The sequence below is a fragment of the Shimia isoporae genome (assembly GCF_004346865.1).
GTDB lineage: Bacteria > Pseudomonadota > Alphaproteobacteria > Rhodobacterales > Rhodobacteraceae > Shimia > Shimia isoporae.
Window position 1 is genome coordinate 1178037 of the sequence record NZ_SMGR01000001.1, and the last position, 15350, is coordinate 1193386.

The window sequence follows — 15350 nt, forward strand, 5'->3', positions numbered from 1 at the left end:
CGGCATGGCCGGTCGTGTGATCAACTGTAGCTATCAAGCCCAGCTATGCCGCGAAAATCAAGCATTCGCAGTCGCGCGCGTTTCCGGAGTTGGCGATAAACCGGAATGGGATTCTTCACAATTTGGAATGAGTTAAGGGCGCGATTGTGCGCCAAAACTGGCCGATTGGAGCGCCAAACTTGGCAATAAATGGCTTAGGTGAGTTACCGTGTGCCCAAGAGGGAGCGCGACACCGTACGGCCAAAAACCCGTTCGGCGTTCTTGTAGGCGATCTGTTCCGCGATATCTCTGGGCAGCACGGACAGCCACGCCCGGTTGGAAGCGATGATGGCTTCGTAGTTGTCCCACTGGCTGTTGACCCAAGTGTCAGAGCCAACCATCAACCTGTCCGGAAAGGCGAAAATCACCTTGCCCCAATCAAGATCCAGTTTTCCGGACCGATCCAGAATGTCGTATTCGCGAAGCGAGGTGTCCGCCAGCAAGTCCGGGAATTCCGCCATCAGGTCATAGACTTCGGGTGCAGGCGTGCCGAGGCCCGCGTGGGCCCAGATGATTTTGACCCTTGGATCGAGTGATTTGAGCCAGCGGATCGGCTCTGTGCCCGCGTGAACATGTAGATATATGTCACGGCTGCGGGCCATTTTGATGATCTGCCTAAACAGCTTTGCGTCGGACGTGTCGAGGCGGTGAATGTGAAATTCGCCGATGCCTTGATGCGGGTAGGCATTCAGACGTTTCTCCAGGTAGTCCGCCATACCTTCGGCCTTGGCCCAGTTCGAGGAGCCAGCGCTGCCGTGGTAGGGGCGAAGTTCCGGAACAATACGATTGGGAGCGTATTCCCAAAGCATGATGGTGCCTTCGTCCGGAGTGGAGGACACCAGCCCCATGGCAACTCCGGATTTGTCCATAAGCTCGATCACCGATGCGACGGAGTATTCAGACCAAGCAGGCTGTTTGTAGTGAATGTGTGCGTCAAAGATTGGCAGGTCTTTCACGGCATCTCCGATGGGTTCATGATCACCATCGGCCCATGCCTGGGTTGCTAGACAAACGGTAAGCATTGGAAGGATGGGCTTGAACATGGGCGACTCCGGCTGGTTTGCCCCAGTATTACCTTCTTTTTGGCTTTGTGGATGTAAAAAATCGATTTTTTTGCGCGGCGGCTCTTTTTACTGCGTTCAAAGTTGCGGCCAAAAGAAGCAGGCAAAGCAGGAATTTGGAAAGCGGCTCCATTGTGCCCTCGATAAGCAGGACATGAAGAATAGCCCCGGTCACGAGTATTGTGGCAAGCAGGAGATGTACACGTCCCCATCTTTGAGGTGGCCATCGTAACTTTCGTCGGGCGACCGCAAGGAAGGCGATTAATAGGAGCGCCCAAGTTGCCAGCACTCCCCAAATTGAAAACGGCGTCGGTGAGCGGAGCAGCAACGCGTCGATGACGTCCGGCGGGCTGGTGATCCAGAGTCCTGAGATGTGGAATAGAACGCCTGAGAAAACGACCGTGCCAGTCAGGCGGTGCAAGCGTCGTGCCTGCTGGGGCGAGTTAACGGACAGAATTGCGGTCGCCAGTAGCGGTTGCAGGAGGCAAAGGCCGAAAGCGATGATTCCTGCAAAACTGGCGGCGATGTAGATACCGCTCCTCCACGCAAGCAACGGGGATGTGCCAGCGAGTGCCAGTGGTGTCACGAAGACGATCGCGAACAGCGACCAAAGCAAGGCAGAGCGAGGCATCGGGCGGTGCAATCAGGACGGTTCGAGAACAAAATCGGCGTTCAGAGTTGTGTCTTTGGAACTGCGCATGACGGGCCGCAAAAACACCGTTTTGTAATCACCACTGTCATAAGCGAGGTGGCCGTGAGCCTGTCCAAAGGCCGGCACGATCTGTGGCATTTCAAGGCGGAAGTTCCCTTTGGCGTCGGTCAGGGTTGCGCCGTGGCTGTGCCAGTCGCGTTCGTAGCCTTCCGTTGTGTGGGCCCATATTTGAATTCGGATGTTTTCAAGTGGTGCGCCATCTCCGGCGCGACGCACGGAGCCGGTCATCCAAAAACCACCGCCTCCGATGCGCTTAACGATTGGTGCGTTGGGGATGTAGTTGTTCGCGCCTCCGCGCATGGTACGGGTAGGCGCAAGAGACTTGGCTCGAGCCGGATGCATGCCGCCTGATGCCAAAAGCGATGCGCCGGAAGCGGCAAGAAACGTACGGCGGGTGAAGACCATTGGGCTGCTCCTGTGTGACCGGGACGCAGTCAGTATAGCCCAGTCATTGCGCTTGGCGGAGAGATAAGAGGGTCAACGGCGCTCACGCCTGTGTGAGTGCCGCATCCGTGATCCTCCACCACGTTTTGAGAACACCGCAATGGTTGCTATTGTAGCGTGCATTTCAGCTTTAGGAAATTTTGATGCCCCGGATTTTGAAGAGAGCAATCCCTTGTTTGTTGGCTCTGGCAGGCCTCGCGCTCGTCTTGCCATCCTGCAGTAACGAGTTTCGGAAGAGGGTTGAGACGGACACATTGCCGGTAACGGAAGACAAGGAGAGGTTCACCGTCAAATTTTCCGGTGTCAGTACAATTCTGGTGGATGACGGGCGGACGCAAGTTCTGATCGATGGCTATTTTTCGAGGGTGCATAGAAGCCTGTTCAACACCATGGCGCCGGATCTTGAGCAGATCGTGGCAGGCTCTGATGCTCTCGGTATCCGAGATTTTGAGTGTATCAACGCGGTGGCCGAGCCGGCCAACACATGCGCAAGCCGGCAATACAGCGGTCTTTCAGTGATAATTCCGGCACATGGACACTATGACCACGCGATGGACAGCGCGATTGTTGCGGCGAGGCACGGTGCGATTTTGTTGGCTGATGAAAGCGGCAGGGACCTGCGTGCGGCGGCCAGAACATTTGTCGGAGACAATTGTGACGATTGTGACTGGGATCGGGTGGCACCGTCAGAATACTTCGATAGCGGAGCACAGAACGCGCGTAGCTTTGGCGCCGGTAGTTTCAAAATCACGCTTTATCGGACCGAGCACTTCTGTTCGTTCATCACCGAGTTCGGCGCGGGGAACAATCCCGAAGACATTGTTTTGCCGACGTCTCTGTTTGGCATGAAGGAAGGCGTGGCAGTGTCGATATTGGTGGAGCAGGGAGACAAAGGTCTTTTGATCGTGCCAAGTTCCAATGCGTTTGAAACGGTTGTGGCCGAACACGGCATCAAAGCGGATGTTGTCATGATGGGGATTGGTGGCAACGGTTGGAAAAGTAAGTCTTATCTCGAAAATGTCTTTACGTCCCTCGCAGAAGAGGCGGGCGCGAAACGGATCATTCCAATTCATTGGGACAAGGATTCGACCAAATTGTTCGGCGAAGGGCATGATAGCCAGAATGTCCAACTCGAGCCGTCAGCAATCATGCGGCTAGACCGAACTTTGGCTGTCATGGACAGCGTGACACAAGAGTTTGCCGCGGACGTTGGGTTTGCTCCGGTGATAGATGCTTTTGACCCCTTTGCTGGGATCGACAGCTAAGAGGTCAGCATCCTGCAGTTTCGATGCGGGCCGTTGCGCTTGGTGTGAAGGTCGCAATCGTTTTGGCGTCGGCTTGTTGAAGATGTACGGATGCCCCTTCGATTTCCGAGCCGGAAACAGTGATTTCGCGCTGTCCGATCGTGTCGTCCACATCGATGGTGAAGCTGACCATTGCTCCGGGTTCGAGCGTTTCGATTTCCAGAAGAAGCTTGTCTTGCCCGTCGGTAACAACCGGGATGCGTTTCAAAGCTTCTTTCCCCGCCGTGATTTCAAAAGGCTGGAACACTTCAACTCCGGCACCGGCACCCGTGACGTCAAAAATCAGTCCCGCTTGAGATGTCGAAAGATCAAGCGCGACTGTAGATGCTGTCAGGGCACAAGCGCCGGAGTTTGTGACCTCGAAGCGATCCTTAGGCGCGCCTTCAACAAATCGCACATCCACATCGGAGAGCGCGTGGGTGGCGACCACTGCAGCGAGGGCCAGGGTGGGGAAGAAAACAGTGGCAAAGGGAATGCGCATGGAAATGCCTCTCGGTGGGTAACAACAGTGTTACGCAGGGAGAGGCAGAGCGGATCATTGAATTTGTTAACTGCTACGTGGAGAGGACACCGAAAGCAAAAGGGCGCTCCGGAGAGCGCCCTTTCTTTTCACTGTCCCAGTTCTGCGAATTAGCAGGAGTAGTACATGCCGAATTCAACAGGGTGCGGTGTGTGTTCGTAGGTTTCGACCTCTTCCATCTTGAGCTCGATGTAGCCCTCGATCTGGTCTTTGGTGAACACGTCGCCAGCCAGCAGGAAGTCGTGGTCTGCTTCGAGGCATTCCAGAGCTTCGCGCAGGGACCCACATACAGTCGGGATACCGGCCAGTTCTTCGGCAGGCAGATCGTACAGGTTCTTGTCCATGGCTTCGCCAGGGTTGATCTTGTTCTTGATGCCGTCCAGGCCAGCCATCAGCAGGGCTGCAAACGCGAGGTATGGGTTCGCGGACGGATCCGGGAAACGTGCCTCTACGCGCTTTGCTTTCGGGCTTTCGGTCCACGGAATACGGACACAGCCCGAGCGGTTGCGTGCGGAGTAGGCGCGCAGAACAGGTGCCTCGAAGCCCGGGATCAGACGCTTGTAGGAGTTGGTCGACGGGTTGGTGAAGGCGTTCAGCGTTTTCGCGTGCTTCAGGATGCCGCCGATGAAGTACAGTGCTTCGTCAGACAGGTCGGCATATTTGTCACCAGCAAAGAGCGGCTTGCCGTCTTTCCAGATCGACATGTTCACGTGCATGCCGGTGCCGTTGTCGCCGTAGATCGGCTTGGGCATGAAGGTTGCGGATTTCCCGTAGGACGCGGCCACGTTGTGGATCACGTACTTGTACTTCTGCAGTTCGTCCGCCTGCTTGGTCAGGCTGTCAAAGATCAGGCCCAGCTCGTGCTGACAGGAGGCAACCTCGTGGTGGTGCTTGTCCACTTTCATGCCCAGACGCTTCATGGTGGAGAGCATCTCGGAACGCAGGTCGTGGCTGTCGTCGGTCGGGTTGACCGGGAAGTAGCCGCCTTTGACACCAGGGCGGTGGCCCATGTTGCCCATTTCGTATTCGGTGTCGGTGTTCCAGGAACCATCGATCGCGTCTACTTCGTAAGACACTTTGTTGATGGTGTTGGAGAAGCGCACGTCGTCGAACAGGAAGAATTCTGCTTCCGGGCCCATGTAAGCCACGTCACCGATGCCGGATGCTTTCAGGTAGGCTTCGGCTTTTTCTGCGGTGCCGCGCGGGTCGCGCTCGTAGGATTCACCAGTGTCAGGCTCAACGATCGAGCAGTGCAGACAGATGGTTTTTTCCGCATAGAACGGGTCAACATATGCCGAAGCGGTGTCGGGGATCAGCTTCATGTCGGAAGCTTCGATCGATTTCCAGCCCGCGATGGAGGAACCGTCAAACATAAAGCCTTCTTCGAGGAAGTCTTCGTCTACGAGGTCCACGTCCACGGTCACGTGCTGCAGCTTGCCGCGTGTGTCGGTGAAACGGATGTCGACATATGCCGCATCTTCGTCTTTGATCAGCTGGAGAACTGCGTCTGCGCTCATTCCCTTAGTCCTTCTGATTGCTTTGAATTTTGGGTGATATTACAGCGCGTCCGGGCCGGATTCACCGGTACGGATGCGAATGGCTTGCTCCACCGGGGAGACAAAGATCTTGCCGTCACCGATCTTGTCGGTCTTGGCAGCGCCCACGATGGCTTCGATGGCGCCGTCTACCTGATCGTCCTCGAGCACAACCTCGATTTTGACTTTCGGCAGGAAGTCCACGACGTATTCCGCGCCGCGATACAGTTCGGTGTGTCCCTTCTGGCGACCAAAGCCTTTGACTTCGACAACGCTCAGACCCTGGATGCCGAAATCCTGGAGTGCTTCTTTGACTTCATCAAGCTTGAACGGCTTGATGATGGCTTCGATCTTTTTCATATGGAGACCCCTCCTCAAGTGAGTTCTTGGAACCGGACAGATCACTTTCATTTGTGGGTCACAATTGGATAGGGTGACGCAGGGCCTTGGGCAGTGGCGGTTTCAGGGTGTGTGATTAAAAAATAGGCAAAGTGGCGCGAAAATGCGCTGAATTGAATCGCGGGATGCACGGGAAATGAGCGAATTGCTAACGGCTGCGCAAATGCGCGCCATCGAGCAGGCGGCGATTGAGTCGGCTGAAGTGACTGGTCTGGAGTTGATGGAGCGTGCCGGGCGGGGTGTTGTGGAGGCCATTTTCGAGGAGTGGCCGGAGTTGGATACTCCAAAGATGGCGCATGGAGCTGGTTTGCGGGCAAAGGCGGCGCGCTGGCGTTTGCGCCGCGCCGTTGGGACACCACGGATCGGAGTTTTATGCGGCCCAGGCAACAATGGAGGCTATGGGTTTGTAATTGCTAAGTTGCTTGCCGATCGCGGATTGAATGTAGAAGTCTTTTTCTTGGGGCCGCCCTCCATACAGCCACCAGAAGCTCACAAATGCGCAGAGCTCTGGTATAAAAAGTATAAGCAGCTTCACGCTATATACCCGCTGGGTCATAGAGACATGAGGTTGGCAGAAAAGAAGTTTGATGTGTTTGTTGATGCAATTTTTGGAACCGGATTGGACCGTCCATTGCCGGAGGAAATCTTGGAGCTGTTCAATAACATCCGGTACGAAAGAAATTGGCAGTCCAATAGGCTGGTGGCGGTTGATATTTTAAGCGGATTGAACGGAGACACCGGCGAAGAAATGTCTGAGCTTTGCCTTCGTGCCGACCTAACAGTGACATTTCATAGAGCGAAATGCGGACACACGCGGCGTCGTGCAAAAGAGTGGTCTGGCAAGCTGGTGGTAAAGGATATTGGGTTGGGAAACGGCCCGCAGGTTGACCAAAAAAACGAAAATTGAGTGACGGACGCTCGAAAAAGCACGCCGTACGGGTCAATCAAAAATGCGCTAGCGTCACGAACTAGGATTGGCGGTCGCAACGTCTGCCCGGTGTCGGTCTGGTGTCGTGCGTTTCCGAGTGCACTCCGGGAGGGCCGATTAGGCTGGTGTCATAGGAAATTGTCAGTGTGGCGAAAGCCGCTCAATCGAACTTAGGGAAGATTTGGAAATGAGCGAATTGCTAACGGCTGCGCAAATGCGCGCCATCGAGCAGGCGGCGATTGAGTCGGGTGAAGTGACTGGTCTGGAGTTGATGGAGCGGGCCGGGCGGGGTGTTGTGGAGGCCATTTTCGAGGAGTGGCCGGAGCTTGGGGAGGAGCGGGGCAGGGCTGGTGACTCTGGCAAGCCCGAGAGTTCCAACACAGAAAAGGCGCGGCGAGCGGTCGTGCTATGCGGTCCGGGGAACAATGGCGGCGACGGGTTTGTGGTGGCGCGGCTGTTGCAGGGGCGCGGCTGGGATGTGGAGGTGTTTCTTTATGGGGATGCCAAGAAGTTGCCGCCGGATGCGCGCTGGAATTATGAGCGGTGGGTGGAGATTGGGGCGGTTGAGGCGCTGGAGGAATACGCCCATTCGGATGGCTGGCAATGCGATGTGCTTGTCGACGCGTTGTTCGGAACCGGGTTGAAGCGCGGCTTGCAGGAACTTAGCAACCTCTTCTGGAATATGGAGGACATGGTCGATTGTTTTGATGTTGAGTTCGGGCACGAACGCGGGCGACCAGCAATTGTCGCGGTAGACATTCCCAGCGGCGTCTGTGCCGACAGCGGGTGTGAGTTTGAGCATGAAGAGGTCTGGCACAGGTTTTCTGCCGCGGCCCACCTTACGATTTCGTTTCATCGCGCAAAAGTGGGCCACATTCTGGGCGAGGGCGCGAAAAGGCGTGGAAAGTTGCGGGTAGTGGATATCGGACTAGAAGACACTCAAAGCAGGCACTTGTGGGTGAAGAACTGCGCTCCAGAAGTTGGGGATGACGTGGCTCTATGGCGTGTCGCTAGAAGGAGCTTAGTTAAGGAGGTTGGCGCGATACATCCGAGTTTTATTTGCAAGCGAAGCGACAGCCACAAATTCTCCCACGGCCACGCCCTCATCCTCACCGGAGGCTCCGGCAAAACCGGCGCGGCGCGGCTGGCGGCGCGGGGGGCGTTGCGGGTTGGCGCGGGGCTGGTGACGCTCGGTGTGCCGCCCTCGGCGCAGCAGGAGGTGGCCTGTCAGATCACGGCGTTGATGCTCAAGCGGGTGGCGGATGGTGAGCGGCTGTCGGCTGTTTTGGACGATGCGCGGATCAACGCGCTGTGTCTGGGGCCGGGAATGGGCTTGGTGCGGGCGCGGGAGCTGGTACCGGTGGCTTTGGCGACCAAGCGTGCGACGGTGTTGGATGCGGATGCGTTGACGGCGTTTGCAAAGGGGCCGGAAACGCTTTTTGAGATGCTACATGAGAAATGCGTGCTGACGCCGCATGGCGGGGAGTTTGCCAAGTTGTTTCCCGACATTGCCGCGAAGTTGGCGGAGGTGCCCACCAAGGGACCGGCTTATTCCAAGGTGGATGCGACGCGGGAGGCGGCGGCGCGGGCCGGGTGTGTTGTTCTTTATAAAGGGGCGGATACGGTGATCGCGGACCCCTCTGGTCGGTGTTCGGTGAATGCGGCGGTCTATGAGCGGGCGGCGCCGTGGTTGGCGACCGCGGGCTCGGGTGATGTTCTTGCGGGTTTCATCGCGGGGCTTTTGGCGCGGGGATTTGCGCCGATGGCAGCGGCGGAGACGGCAGCGTGGTTGCATGTGGAATGCGCGCGTGCGTTCGGGCCCGGTCTGATCGCGGAAGACCTGCCCGAAATACTGCCGAAAGTGCTTGCCGGCCTTGCGGAGTGATTGCGAGGTTGTTCCAATTTGTGATAAACTTTCCGGAATAACAAAACTACGCGGATCGGGCAGGTCCAGCTTACATGGCAAATTACAGTTTTTGGGCTCTTGGCGAGTCCCATGTTTCGGTGTCCGGCGGAGAGCAGCTGGATGGAGTCACGCAGGGCGATGGATCTCACCTTGTGGGGGAGACGATCACGCTGAACGCCAGCGCGTGGGAGCAAATTCACGTAAGCGACGGCGGCAGTGACAGCAATTTCGACGACAACGACGGCAATCAGAGGCTCGACGGAACGCAAACCTTCGATGGCGTCAGCTATTCCAACAACACACGGATCGAAGCCGAATACGAGTTTGTGCTGCAGGACCCCAATACCGGCCTGACGTATCGGGTCCTGTCTGTGAATTTTCGCAACTCGTCGCCAGCCTACGGCACGATCGAGGGCTTGGCGTTTGTCGACGAATTCCCACCGGTTGGTGTCGCGCTCAACGTCATTTCTGCTCAGGAGGGACCTTCGGGTGGGTCGGCTGTTGAACAAAGCACAATCGCAGCACCGCCATGTTTTACGCCGGGAACCCGTATCCGCATGAAGCGTGGAGAAAAGCCGGTCGAAGAGATACAGGTCGGTGATGAAGTCATGACACTGGATCGCGGACCGCAGACAGTGCGTTGGGTCGGCCATGTGAGCGTGTCAGAAGATGTGCTTCGGACGCGACCCGAATACCGGCCTATCCTCATCCGCAAAGGCGCACTTGGTGTGATGATGCCGGAGCGGGACATGATGGTTTCGCCTCAGCATCGAATTTTGCTGGGTGGCTGGCGGGCCGAGTTGATTTGCGGTGAGCCGCAGGTGCTGGCAGCGGCTGCACATCTTGTGGACGGCGAGGGAGTTCGCGTGGCTGAAGGTTTGCGCGCTGTCACCTATATTCATCTGCAGCTGGACCAACACGAAATCTTGCTCTCTGATGGGGTGCCGAGCGAAAGTTTGAACCCTGGTGAGGTCGCGATGTCGTCCTTGCCCGACGAGTCAAAGGCCGAGTTGCGTGCCCTGTTTCCGGAACTTGAGGCTGGCCCCGAGCGTGCTCCGGCCCGCCCGTTGGCGTATCGGCGTGAAGTCGAGGCCATTCTTGCGGTAGGGTAATCGCAAAGAAATGCGCGTTGCGATATTTTTCCTCTCGCATCCCTGAAAAAGCTTTGCTAAGAGGCGCGCTACGTGCGGGTGTGGCGAAATTGGTAGACGCACCAGATTTAGGTTCTGGCGCCGCGAGGCGTGGGGGTTCAAGTCCCTCCACCCGCACCACTACATCATTGAAAAAAATGAAAAAACGTGATGGGTGGGGTTTTGGCCCCCACTTTGGTCCCCACTTCTATTTTAGCTTCATGGGTGTGGACAGAGTCGATTTGCGCGACGGCGTAGACTGGGTGCGCACCTTCAAACGGGCGAAACTTCTCGAGCACGCCGGACTTCACCATCCGCTAAAAGGTGTCGCGGCCAAATGGCTAGCGCGCCCACCTTAAGAGCGGACTGCCAGGCGCAGGTCCGCTGCCAACCATTGCGGCCAGAGAAGACCGCGGGAACGCCATTAAAGACTAGACCGAAGAGAATTACCATTGCGGCAGCGCCACGCAGTAACGTATCATGGAAGCACAAAATGCTTTGGCTGACGCGCAGAACTTGGACTTAAACAAGCTACACAAAACCTTCCGCTGGAAGAAATAAAACCGTTTTTGGAAGTTTTATTTCTTCCGAAAACCGCGCCGCTGAAAGGAAAAGAGAAGAAATCAAAAGAAAGAGATACAGGCTTGCGCGGACGTTTTTGCAGGGGATTGGTCTGCAAAACAGCGCAGTGCCTGAGGATAAGTCGCGATTGCTGAGAAAAGCGCAGGCACATGGAAGGTCAGGCACTGAAAGACGGCAAAGACCGTGTGAGAGACTTGTTGATCAAACCGCTGCTGGAACTGGGCATGGTTCGCAAGCGCAATGTGAGTGAGAGCAAACACCAAGCGTTTCTGGATGGCCCGATGGCGCGGCTGGCCTATATGAAGGCCGACCGGTTGGAAGCGCTGCGCGAAACCGTCGCCAACTGTGCAACCGGCGCGCACAAAAATTGCTGGTCGTCCGAAGTCTCCATCGCCAATTGGGCGCGCGCTCTTTAGGTGCCGCCATCCAGCGAAAGCAGGCTGGTGCGGTCTTATCTGCAATCCGCTTTGCGAGCGGTGCTGGACCGGATGATGGGGCCAGCCATCCGAGCAAACCAGCTGGCGATCACCTATGGCGAGGGTCACACCAATCTAATCTTTGGGTGAGTTGGAATTTCGTGGGCGAGGCGAGGAACGGAAGAAGTGTCTCCACCAGCTCATCTTCTCACCCAATTAGGTCACAACGCGCGCGGGGAATTGGTGGCTTTCCCATTACAGCCAATCAAGCAAATAGGCGAGTTTTTCGATTGTCGGGAAGACTAACGCTACAAAGAAAACTAGAAGCGGAGCCACCAAGTTTACTGCAACGAACTCGGCGTCCTGAGTCCAATTCACCCAGCGGGTCTTTTTATCGATCACCGCTTGGACAATTTTTCTAGATCCCGTTTCAAGCCGATAAGGCAGACCCTCAAACTCCTGTGTCATGGAGTTCAGTAGGTTCCGTTCGGATTCAGTAAGAGTCGCGAACGGACTGCCGCTGCGAACTTGATCGATTAGCTCCCTCAGTTCTTTTTGAGTAACTTCGTTTATCTCTATGGATATTAGCTTGGAAATTTCTTTCGCTTTGCGTGAAATCGTGTCGAGCCTGTCCGACTGAATTGCAGTGACGGTAAATGGGACCGCGCGAAAGATAAAAATGACAAAGAAGTAGAGGCAAGCCGCCTGCGCCGCGAAGATCAGTTTTTCAGCGTCTACTGCTAGCTTTAGCTTAAACACTTCGATGTGGTCGGATTGAAACGTCAGCGCCTGAACCACAATCAACGCAACTGAGGAAGCCATAAAGGCGCGTTTGGTTTTTTCAAAATCACTATGGTCTGAGAGAAGTTCTTTCATCGATTGGTCCTTGAATTTTCTTCCGAGGACTAAACGGTAAGGGCCAAGGCAAATCAACCTACAGCAATAGCGGAGAGGCAGCCGACCTGGCGGACCTGGGCAGCCATGCAGCTGGTCGACATCGTTTGTCTGGAAGACGGCACCTTGTCCGATGTGCTGCGCCAACACGGCTGGACGAAGAACGCAAAGTTGATCGCGGATCTGCAATCCGCATTGCGCGCGGTGCTGGACCGGATGATGGGGCCAGCCATCCGCGCAAACCAGCGCGCGATCACCTTTAGTGAAGGCCGCACCAACCCGATCTTTGGGTGATCAATTGGCGTCAATAGTCGAGGACTTGTTCTGAAAAGCCAGTGCCTAAAAGCGCTCCTACGCATTTCAGTACCTTGGTGTCCTCGCCATCCATGAAGTATTCAATGACGGAGATCTGAAACTTCTTATCTAGCCCCTTCAGGCTTTCCGTTCCAACTTCGGACGACCCGGTCGTATAGCCTATGTGGGTAAAGAGAGAGGACCACCTTGAGTATTCTCCGACTCCTAATTCGCCACTTGCAGGCCAGACGCCTCCATCAAGGCGCAATTGAACCAATTTGTCGTCGCAGAGAGACGCGGCTTCTTCTCTTGAGCGATCCGTTTCTGAAACTAGCGCTCGCGCCGCAAACACCCCAATGGTATTCGTCTCAAAAAAAAAGTTGGTCGAGTAATGATATTTGTCGCCGTCCTTTTGGGACTCCTGCAAGCGTTGCTGGAGTCTAACCAATCCCAAATCAAGTAGAGAAGCAGGTTCCGTCATTAAGTGTTTGGTGATGTCGTCTGGCCCTGCGCTGACTGGCGTTCCAAGCGTCAAAGCGGCAGCGGTGATCGATGCAATAGCGGATTTCATGATGTCGCCCTTATTCATTTTCGGGTTAGCCTCAGTTACTCAGTGAAGCTTACGCTTGTGCCAGCGAGTTTGGCAGAGCAGTGCAGCACCCCTCCACTAAAATAGGTGCTAGTGCCAATGGTGATCTTTTTATCGAGGTCAGCAAGGCGCGTGTGTTGCTCGGTTATGCCACCGTTCACAAAACCTGTATGGCTGAACAGCCCTGCGTAGATGCTGTGTTTCATGCTCTGGTATAGGTTTCCATCGGGATCATAGCCTGCATTGTTGCGGACTAGGCCAATGGCTCGGCGGCATTCGGCCTTGTGATTTTCTAAGTTTTTGCCTTTGGAGGATTGAATGAGTTCTATTTCAATTTGGTTGGTGTCCCAGTCGTAGGAAGCAGTCGCCCAAAACGATCCGAGGTCCATCTTGTCCAATCTGTTTGTCAAGCGGTACACTCCCCAGTCCAGCAAGGTCACATACTCATTCATCAAATGCCTTGTCGTCTCGTCTGGTCCAGCATTTGCTGGCGCTCCGAGCGTCAATGCGGCGGCGGTGATCACGGCGATTGCGGGTTTCATGGCGGATGATCCTGTATTGAATTCAGGCTTTGGCTACAGGATTTTGGTTAACGGATATTCAACACGCAATGACTGGTTATTTAATTATGAAAACAAAGACTTATGAGAAAGTTGTTGACGCTTAATCCACCGGCATCTTATCACTTGTGCATCATCTACAAGAGCGCCCACCGGAAACGGTCGGGCGCTTTTGCTTTGGCGGCGGGGTCATGACATGGCGAGTGAGTCCTACCATCACCTTTACAACAAGGCGGCGTGGCGAAGTGGGTTGCGGCCAGCGCACCTTCTGAAGGAGCCGGTCTGTCGGGCTTGTGCGCGGCGCGGCATCATCAATGTCGGGTCGCTTACGGCATCGGGCGCAAAGCAAACCAACCCGCGCCGCTGTTACCTGGCGGTTGACCATATCATCCCGCATCGCGGCGATCTGGAATTGTTCTTTGATCCTGAAAACCTCCAGACACTTTGCCCTGATGATCACGACCAAAACAAACAGCGTCTGGAAGTGCGCGGCTATTCCGAAGAGCGCGGCGCAGACGGCTGGCCGATTGATCCGCAGCATCCGGCAAACCGCTGATCTGAAAAGGGAGGGGGGAGGGTTCAAGAAATCCCGCCCAAGCATGAAACCGGAGGGGGAACCTTTCTGTGTGCAAAGTCGGAATTGAATAGAGAAAGCCACATCTGAGAGGGTTTTGAGATCATGGCAAGGGGGCGCAAACCGAAGGAAGAAAAGGTGGTGCCTCTGACCGAAGCGGGCATCGAGCTGTATATTCTGGATGAGCGGGTGCGAGCCCGGCTGGATGACCTGCGGCCAAGGCGCTGGCGATAGGGCTTTGCGACTAAGAGCAACCAGCTTGAAATTCAAATTTCCGCCCGCAGGCCAGTCGTGTGGCGTTGTCTGCACAAGTCGATACTGACTGGTTCGACATAAACGGTCACAGCATTGATTTTTTACTACTAAACAAGGGGATGCTATTCCGCGTCTGGCGCTTGATTGTGACAATATCCACTCCGATAAGATTCGTGCGCCGTGCGTGATCTGTTTGACACGGGCCTTGCCTGTGCCGTTGGTTGTGCTGGCTGTGCCGGACAAACCGCTTTTTCCAGCATCTTGCGCAAGCAATGCCGCAGTCGCACGCTATCTGGCCCGCTCCGAAGAATGGATGGATGCCGCGCTTTGTCAGATCAGCCTGATGGCGGGCACCGTTTGCACGCTGACAGGCTTAGGGTGTCAACTCTGACATTAGTTTAGCACTAGGTTAGATCACTTTCGATAGTCATGGTTTTTCCAATTCGCAAATTGGTTCGCCGACCAAGAACTCATATTGCTGGCTGCGCTTGAAACCACTGGCTTTGCTTTGTTTATTTTGGGGGCCGAAAACTCGAAGATTGTTGCCAGCCCCTTAAAAAGGAAGAAGGCACTCACGCCTATCACAAAACCAGCGACCTCAAACATCGGTAGAAGCAGGGAGGCTGGCGGGCCGTTATAAGAATAAATGGAGCCCGGAGCCGTGTAGGTCTGTGGAAAAGTAACATAGGCGAGATCAATAAAGGTCACACATAGAAGGCCCGAACCGATGACACCACATAGCCACATCGTCCGAATAGTCTTCGCGGTTCCCTCGTTGGGCCATTGTGAGCCGCGCAGCATCGCCAAGCGATATCTGATGTAGCGCGTTGCTTCAGCTGGAAACAGGTGAAAAAAATACAGGGCGGCTCCAACGGGAAAACCTGCAATCGGCGCAAGAATGAGTTCGGCAGTCGGATCAAACTGGGCTGGCACAGGAACCAGGAAAATTACCAAGCTGTTGACGCTAAGGAAGATGAAGCCCCATTTGAGCGCTTGCATCGAAGTAAATTTAGACATCGTAATTAGTCCCGTTTGCTAGATTAGTGGGCTGGTAGATCACTTTCGCTGAACAGTTATAGTTTCCGAAAAATATTTCAATAAATGAAATAAAATAGTTTGGCAACGGTAGGTGGAAAGTCGCTTTCTGAATTCTACACAGTGCCTCGCAATGCGTAGACGGTTCCAATGCGCGCCTGATCCGAAAGGCC

The 15350-nt window shown here is 55.1% G+C and carries 20 protein-coding genes and 1 tRNA gene; 11 read left to right on the plus strand and 10 right to left on the minus strand.

Annotation, left to right across the window (positions count from 1 at the left end; all coding sequences use genetic code 11):
• Nucleotides 1-203: 203 nt before the first annotated feature.
• Genes BXY66_RS05755 through BXY66_RS05765 form a run of 3 tightly spaced genes read right to left on the minus strand, consistent with a single transcriptional unit; the run spans nt 204 to nt 2217 of the window.
• The gene (locus BXY66_RS05755) at nt 204-1082 is read right to left on the minus strand and encodes an amidohydrolase family protein (RefSeq protein ID WP_132859198.1); all 879 of its coding nucleotides are present in this window, start codon (nt 1080-1082) and stop codon (nt 204-206) included.
• Nucleotides 1083-1110: 28 nt separating this feature from the next.
• Nucleotides 1111-1716 (minus strand): ferric reductase-like transmembrane domain-containing protein, encoded by a 606-nt coding sequence (locus BXY66_RS05760; RefSeq protein ID WP_243694305.1) that lies wholly within the window; start codon nt 1714-1716, stop codon nt 1111-1113.
• A 27-nt stretch (nt 1717-1743) separates the two neighbouring features.
• On the minus strand, nt 1744-2217 hold the full coding sequence (locus BXY66_RS05765) for a peptidase associated/transthyretin-like domain-containing protein (RefSeq protein ID WP_132859200.1): 474 nt from the start codon (nt 2215-2217) through the stop codon (nt 1744-1746).
• Between the two features lie 293 nt (nt 2218-2510).
• On the opposite strand from BXY66_RS05765, the gene BXY66_RS05770 reads away from it, so the two are divergent.
• Nucleotides 2511-3521 (plus strand): MBL fold metallo-hydrolase, encoded by a 1011-nt coding sequence (locus BXY66_RS05770; protein ID WP_132859201.1) that lies wholly within the window; start codon nt 2511-2513, stop codon nt 3519-3521.
• Between the two features lie 4 nt (nt 3522-3525).
• On the opposite strand, the gene BXY66_RS05775 is transcribed toward BXY66_RS05770, so the two are convergent.
• From BXY66_RS05775 to BXY66_RS05785, 3 genes are all read right to left on the minus strand, one after another.
• Nucleotides 3526-4041: an aggregation factor core gene (locus BXY66_RS05775; RefSeq protein ID WP_132859202.1), complete on the minus strand. Its 516-nt coding sequence runs from the start codon at nt 4039-4041 to the stop codon at nt 3526-3528.
• A gap of 149 nt (nt 4042-4190) precedes the next feature.
• A complete protein-coding gene (gene glnA, locus BXY66_RS05780) occupies nt 4191-5597 on the minus strand; it encodes a type I glutamate--ammonia ligase (protein WP_132859203.1) in 1407 nt (468 codons plus the stop codon).
• A gap of 39 nt (nt 5598-5636) precedes the next feature.
• Complete coding sequence (locus tag BXY66_RS05785) at nt 5637-5975, minus strand: P-II family nitrogen regulator (RefSeq protein WP_132859204.1); 339 nt, start codon at nt 5973-5975, stop codon at nt 5637-5639.
• Between the two features lie 175 nt (nt 5976-6150).
• Between BXY66_RS05785 and BXY66_RS05790 the strand changes: the two genes are divergently transcribed.
• From BXY66_RS05790 to BXY66_RS20675, 6 genes are all read left to right on the plus strand, one after another.
• The gene (locus BXY66_RS05790) at nt 6151-6921 is read left to right on the plus strand and encodes an NAD(P)H-hydrate epimerase (RefSeq protein WP_132859205.1); all 771 of its coding nucleotides are present in this window, start codon (nt 6151-6153) and stop codon (nt 6919-6921) included.
• Nucleotides 6922-7129: 208 nt separating this feature from the next.
• The gene (locus BXY66_RS05795) at nt 7130-8827 is read left to right on the plus strand and encodes an NAD(P)H-hydrate dehydratase (RefSeq protein ID WP_132859206.1); all 1698 of its coding nucleotides are present in this window, start codon (nt 7130-7132) and stop codon (nt 8825-8827) included.
• Nucleotides 8828-8901: 74 nt separating this feature from the next.
• Nucleotides 8902-9960 (plus strand): Hint domain-containing protein, encoded by a 1059-nt coding sequence (locus BXY66_RS05800; RefSeq protein WP_132859207.1) that lies wholly within the window; start codon nt 8902-8904, stop codon nt 9958-9960.
• A gap of 74 nt (nt 9961-10034) precedes the next feature.
• Nucleotides 10035-10119: transfer RNA gene (locus BXY66_RS05805), tRNA-Leu, on the plus strand.
• A gap of 590 nt (nt 10120-10709) precedes the next feature.
• Nucleotides 10710-10976, plus strand: a complete 267-nt coding sequence (locus BXY66_RS05810) for a hypothetical protein (RefSeq protein ID WP_132859208.1) — start codon at nt 10710-10712, stop codon at nt 10974-10976.
• A 27-nt stretch (nt 10977-11003) separates the two neighbouring features.
• The gene (locus tag BXY66_RS20675) at nt 11004-11126 is read left to right on the plus strand and encodes a hypothetical protein (protein ID WP_279432482.1); all 123 of its coding nucleotides are present in this window, start codon (nt 11004-11006) and stop codon (nt 11124-11126) included.
• A gap of 105 nt (nt 11127-11231) precedes the next feature.
• On the opposite strand, the gene BXY66_RS05815 is transcribed toward BXY66_RS20675, so the two are convergent.
• Nucleotides 11232-11852 (minus strand): hypothetical protein, encoded by a 621-nt coding sequence (locus BXY66_RS05815; protein WP_132859209.1) that lies wholly within the window; start codon nt 11850-11852, stop codon nt 11232-11234.
• Nucleotides 11853-11957: 105 nt separating this feature from the next.
• Here BXY66_RS05815 and BXY66_RS05820 point away from each other — a divergent pair, with 105 nt between their 5' ends.
• Nucleotides 11958-12164 carry a hypothetical protein gene (locus tag BXY66_RS05820; protein WP_132859210.1) on the plus strand — a complete coding sequence of 69 codons (207 nt, stop codon included), beginning with the start codon at nt 11958-11960 and terminating at the stop codon, nt 12162-12164.
• A gap of 10 nt (nt 12165-12174) precedes the next feature.
• Here BXY66_RS05820 and BXY66_RS05825 read toward each other — a convergent pair whose 3' ends face one another.
• Together BXY66_RS05825 and BXY66_RS05830 are read right to left on the minus strand one after the other, a co-directional pair.
• A complete protein-coding gene (locus tag BXY66_RS05825; RefSeq protein WP_132859211.1) occupies nt 12175-12735 on the minus strand; it encodes a hypothetical protein in 561 nt (186 codons plus the stop codon).
• 35 nt (nt 12736-12770) lie between these two features.
• Complete coding sequence (locus BXY66_RS05830) at nt 12771-13295, minus strand: hypothetical protein (protein WP_132859212.1); 525 nt, start codon at nt 13293-13295, stop codon at nt 12771-12773.
• A 214-nt stretch (nt 13296-13509) separates the two neighbouring features.
• Between BXY66_RS05830 and BXY66_RS05835 the strand changes: the two genes are divergently transcribed.
• From BXY66_RS05835 to BXY66_RS05840, 3 genes are all read left to right on the plus strand, one after another.
• On the plus strand, nt 13510-13869 hold the full coding sequence (locus tag BXY66_RS05835) for an HNH endonuclease (protein ID WP_132859213.1): 360 nt from the start codon (nt 13510-13512) through the stop codon (nt 13867-13869).
• Nucleotides 13870-13992: 123 nt separating this feature from the next.
• Nucleotides 13993-14121 carry a hypothetical protein gene (locus BXY66_RS20680; protein ID WP_279432483.1) on the plus strand — a complete coding sequence of 43 codons (129 nt, stop codon included), beginning with the start codon at nt 13993-13995 and terminating at the stop codon, nt 14119-14121.
• 205 nt (nt 14122-14326) lie between these two features.
• Nucleotides 14327-14533, plus strand: coding sequence for a hypothetical protein (locus tag BXY66_RS05840; protein WP_132859214.1), 207 nt, complete (start codon nt 14327-14329; stop codon nt 14531-14533).
• Nucleotides 14534-14556: 23 nt separating this feature from the next.
• On the opposite strand, the gene BXY66_RS05845 is transcribed toward BXY66_RS05840, so the two are convergent.
• Entirely contained in the window at nt 14557-15159 is a 603-nt protein-coding gene (locus BXY66_RS05845; protein WP_132859215.1) for a hypothetical protein, read from the minus strand.
• Between the last annotated feature and the right edge of the window lie 191 nt (nt 15160-15350).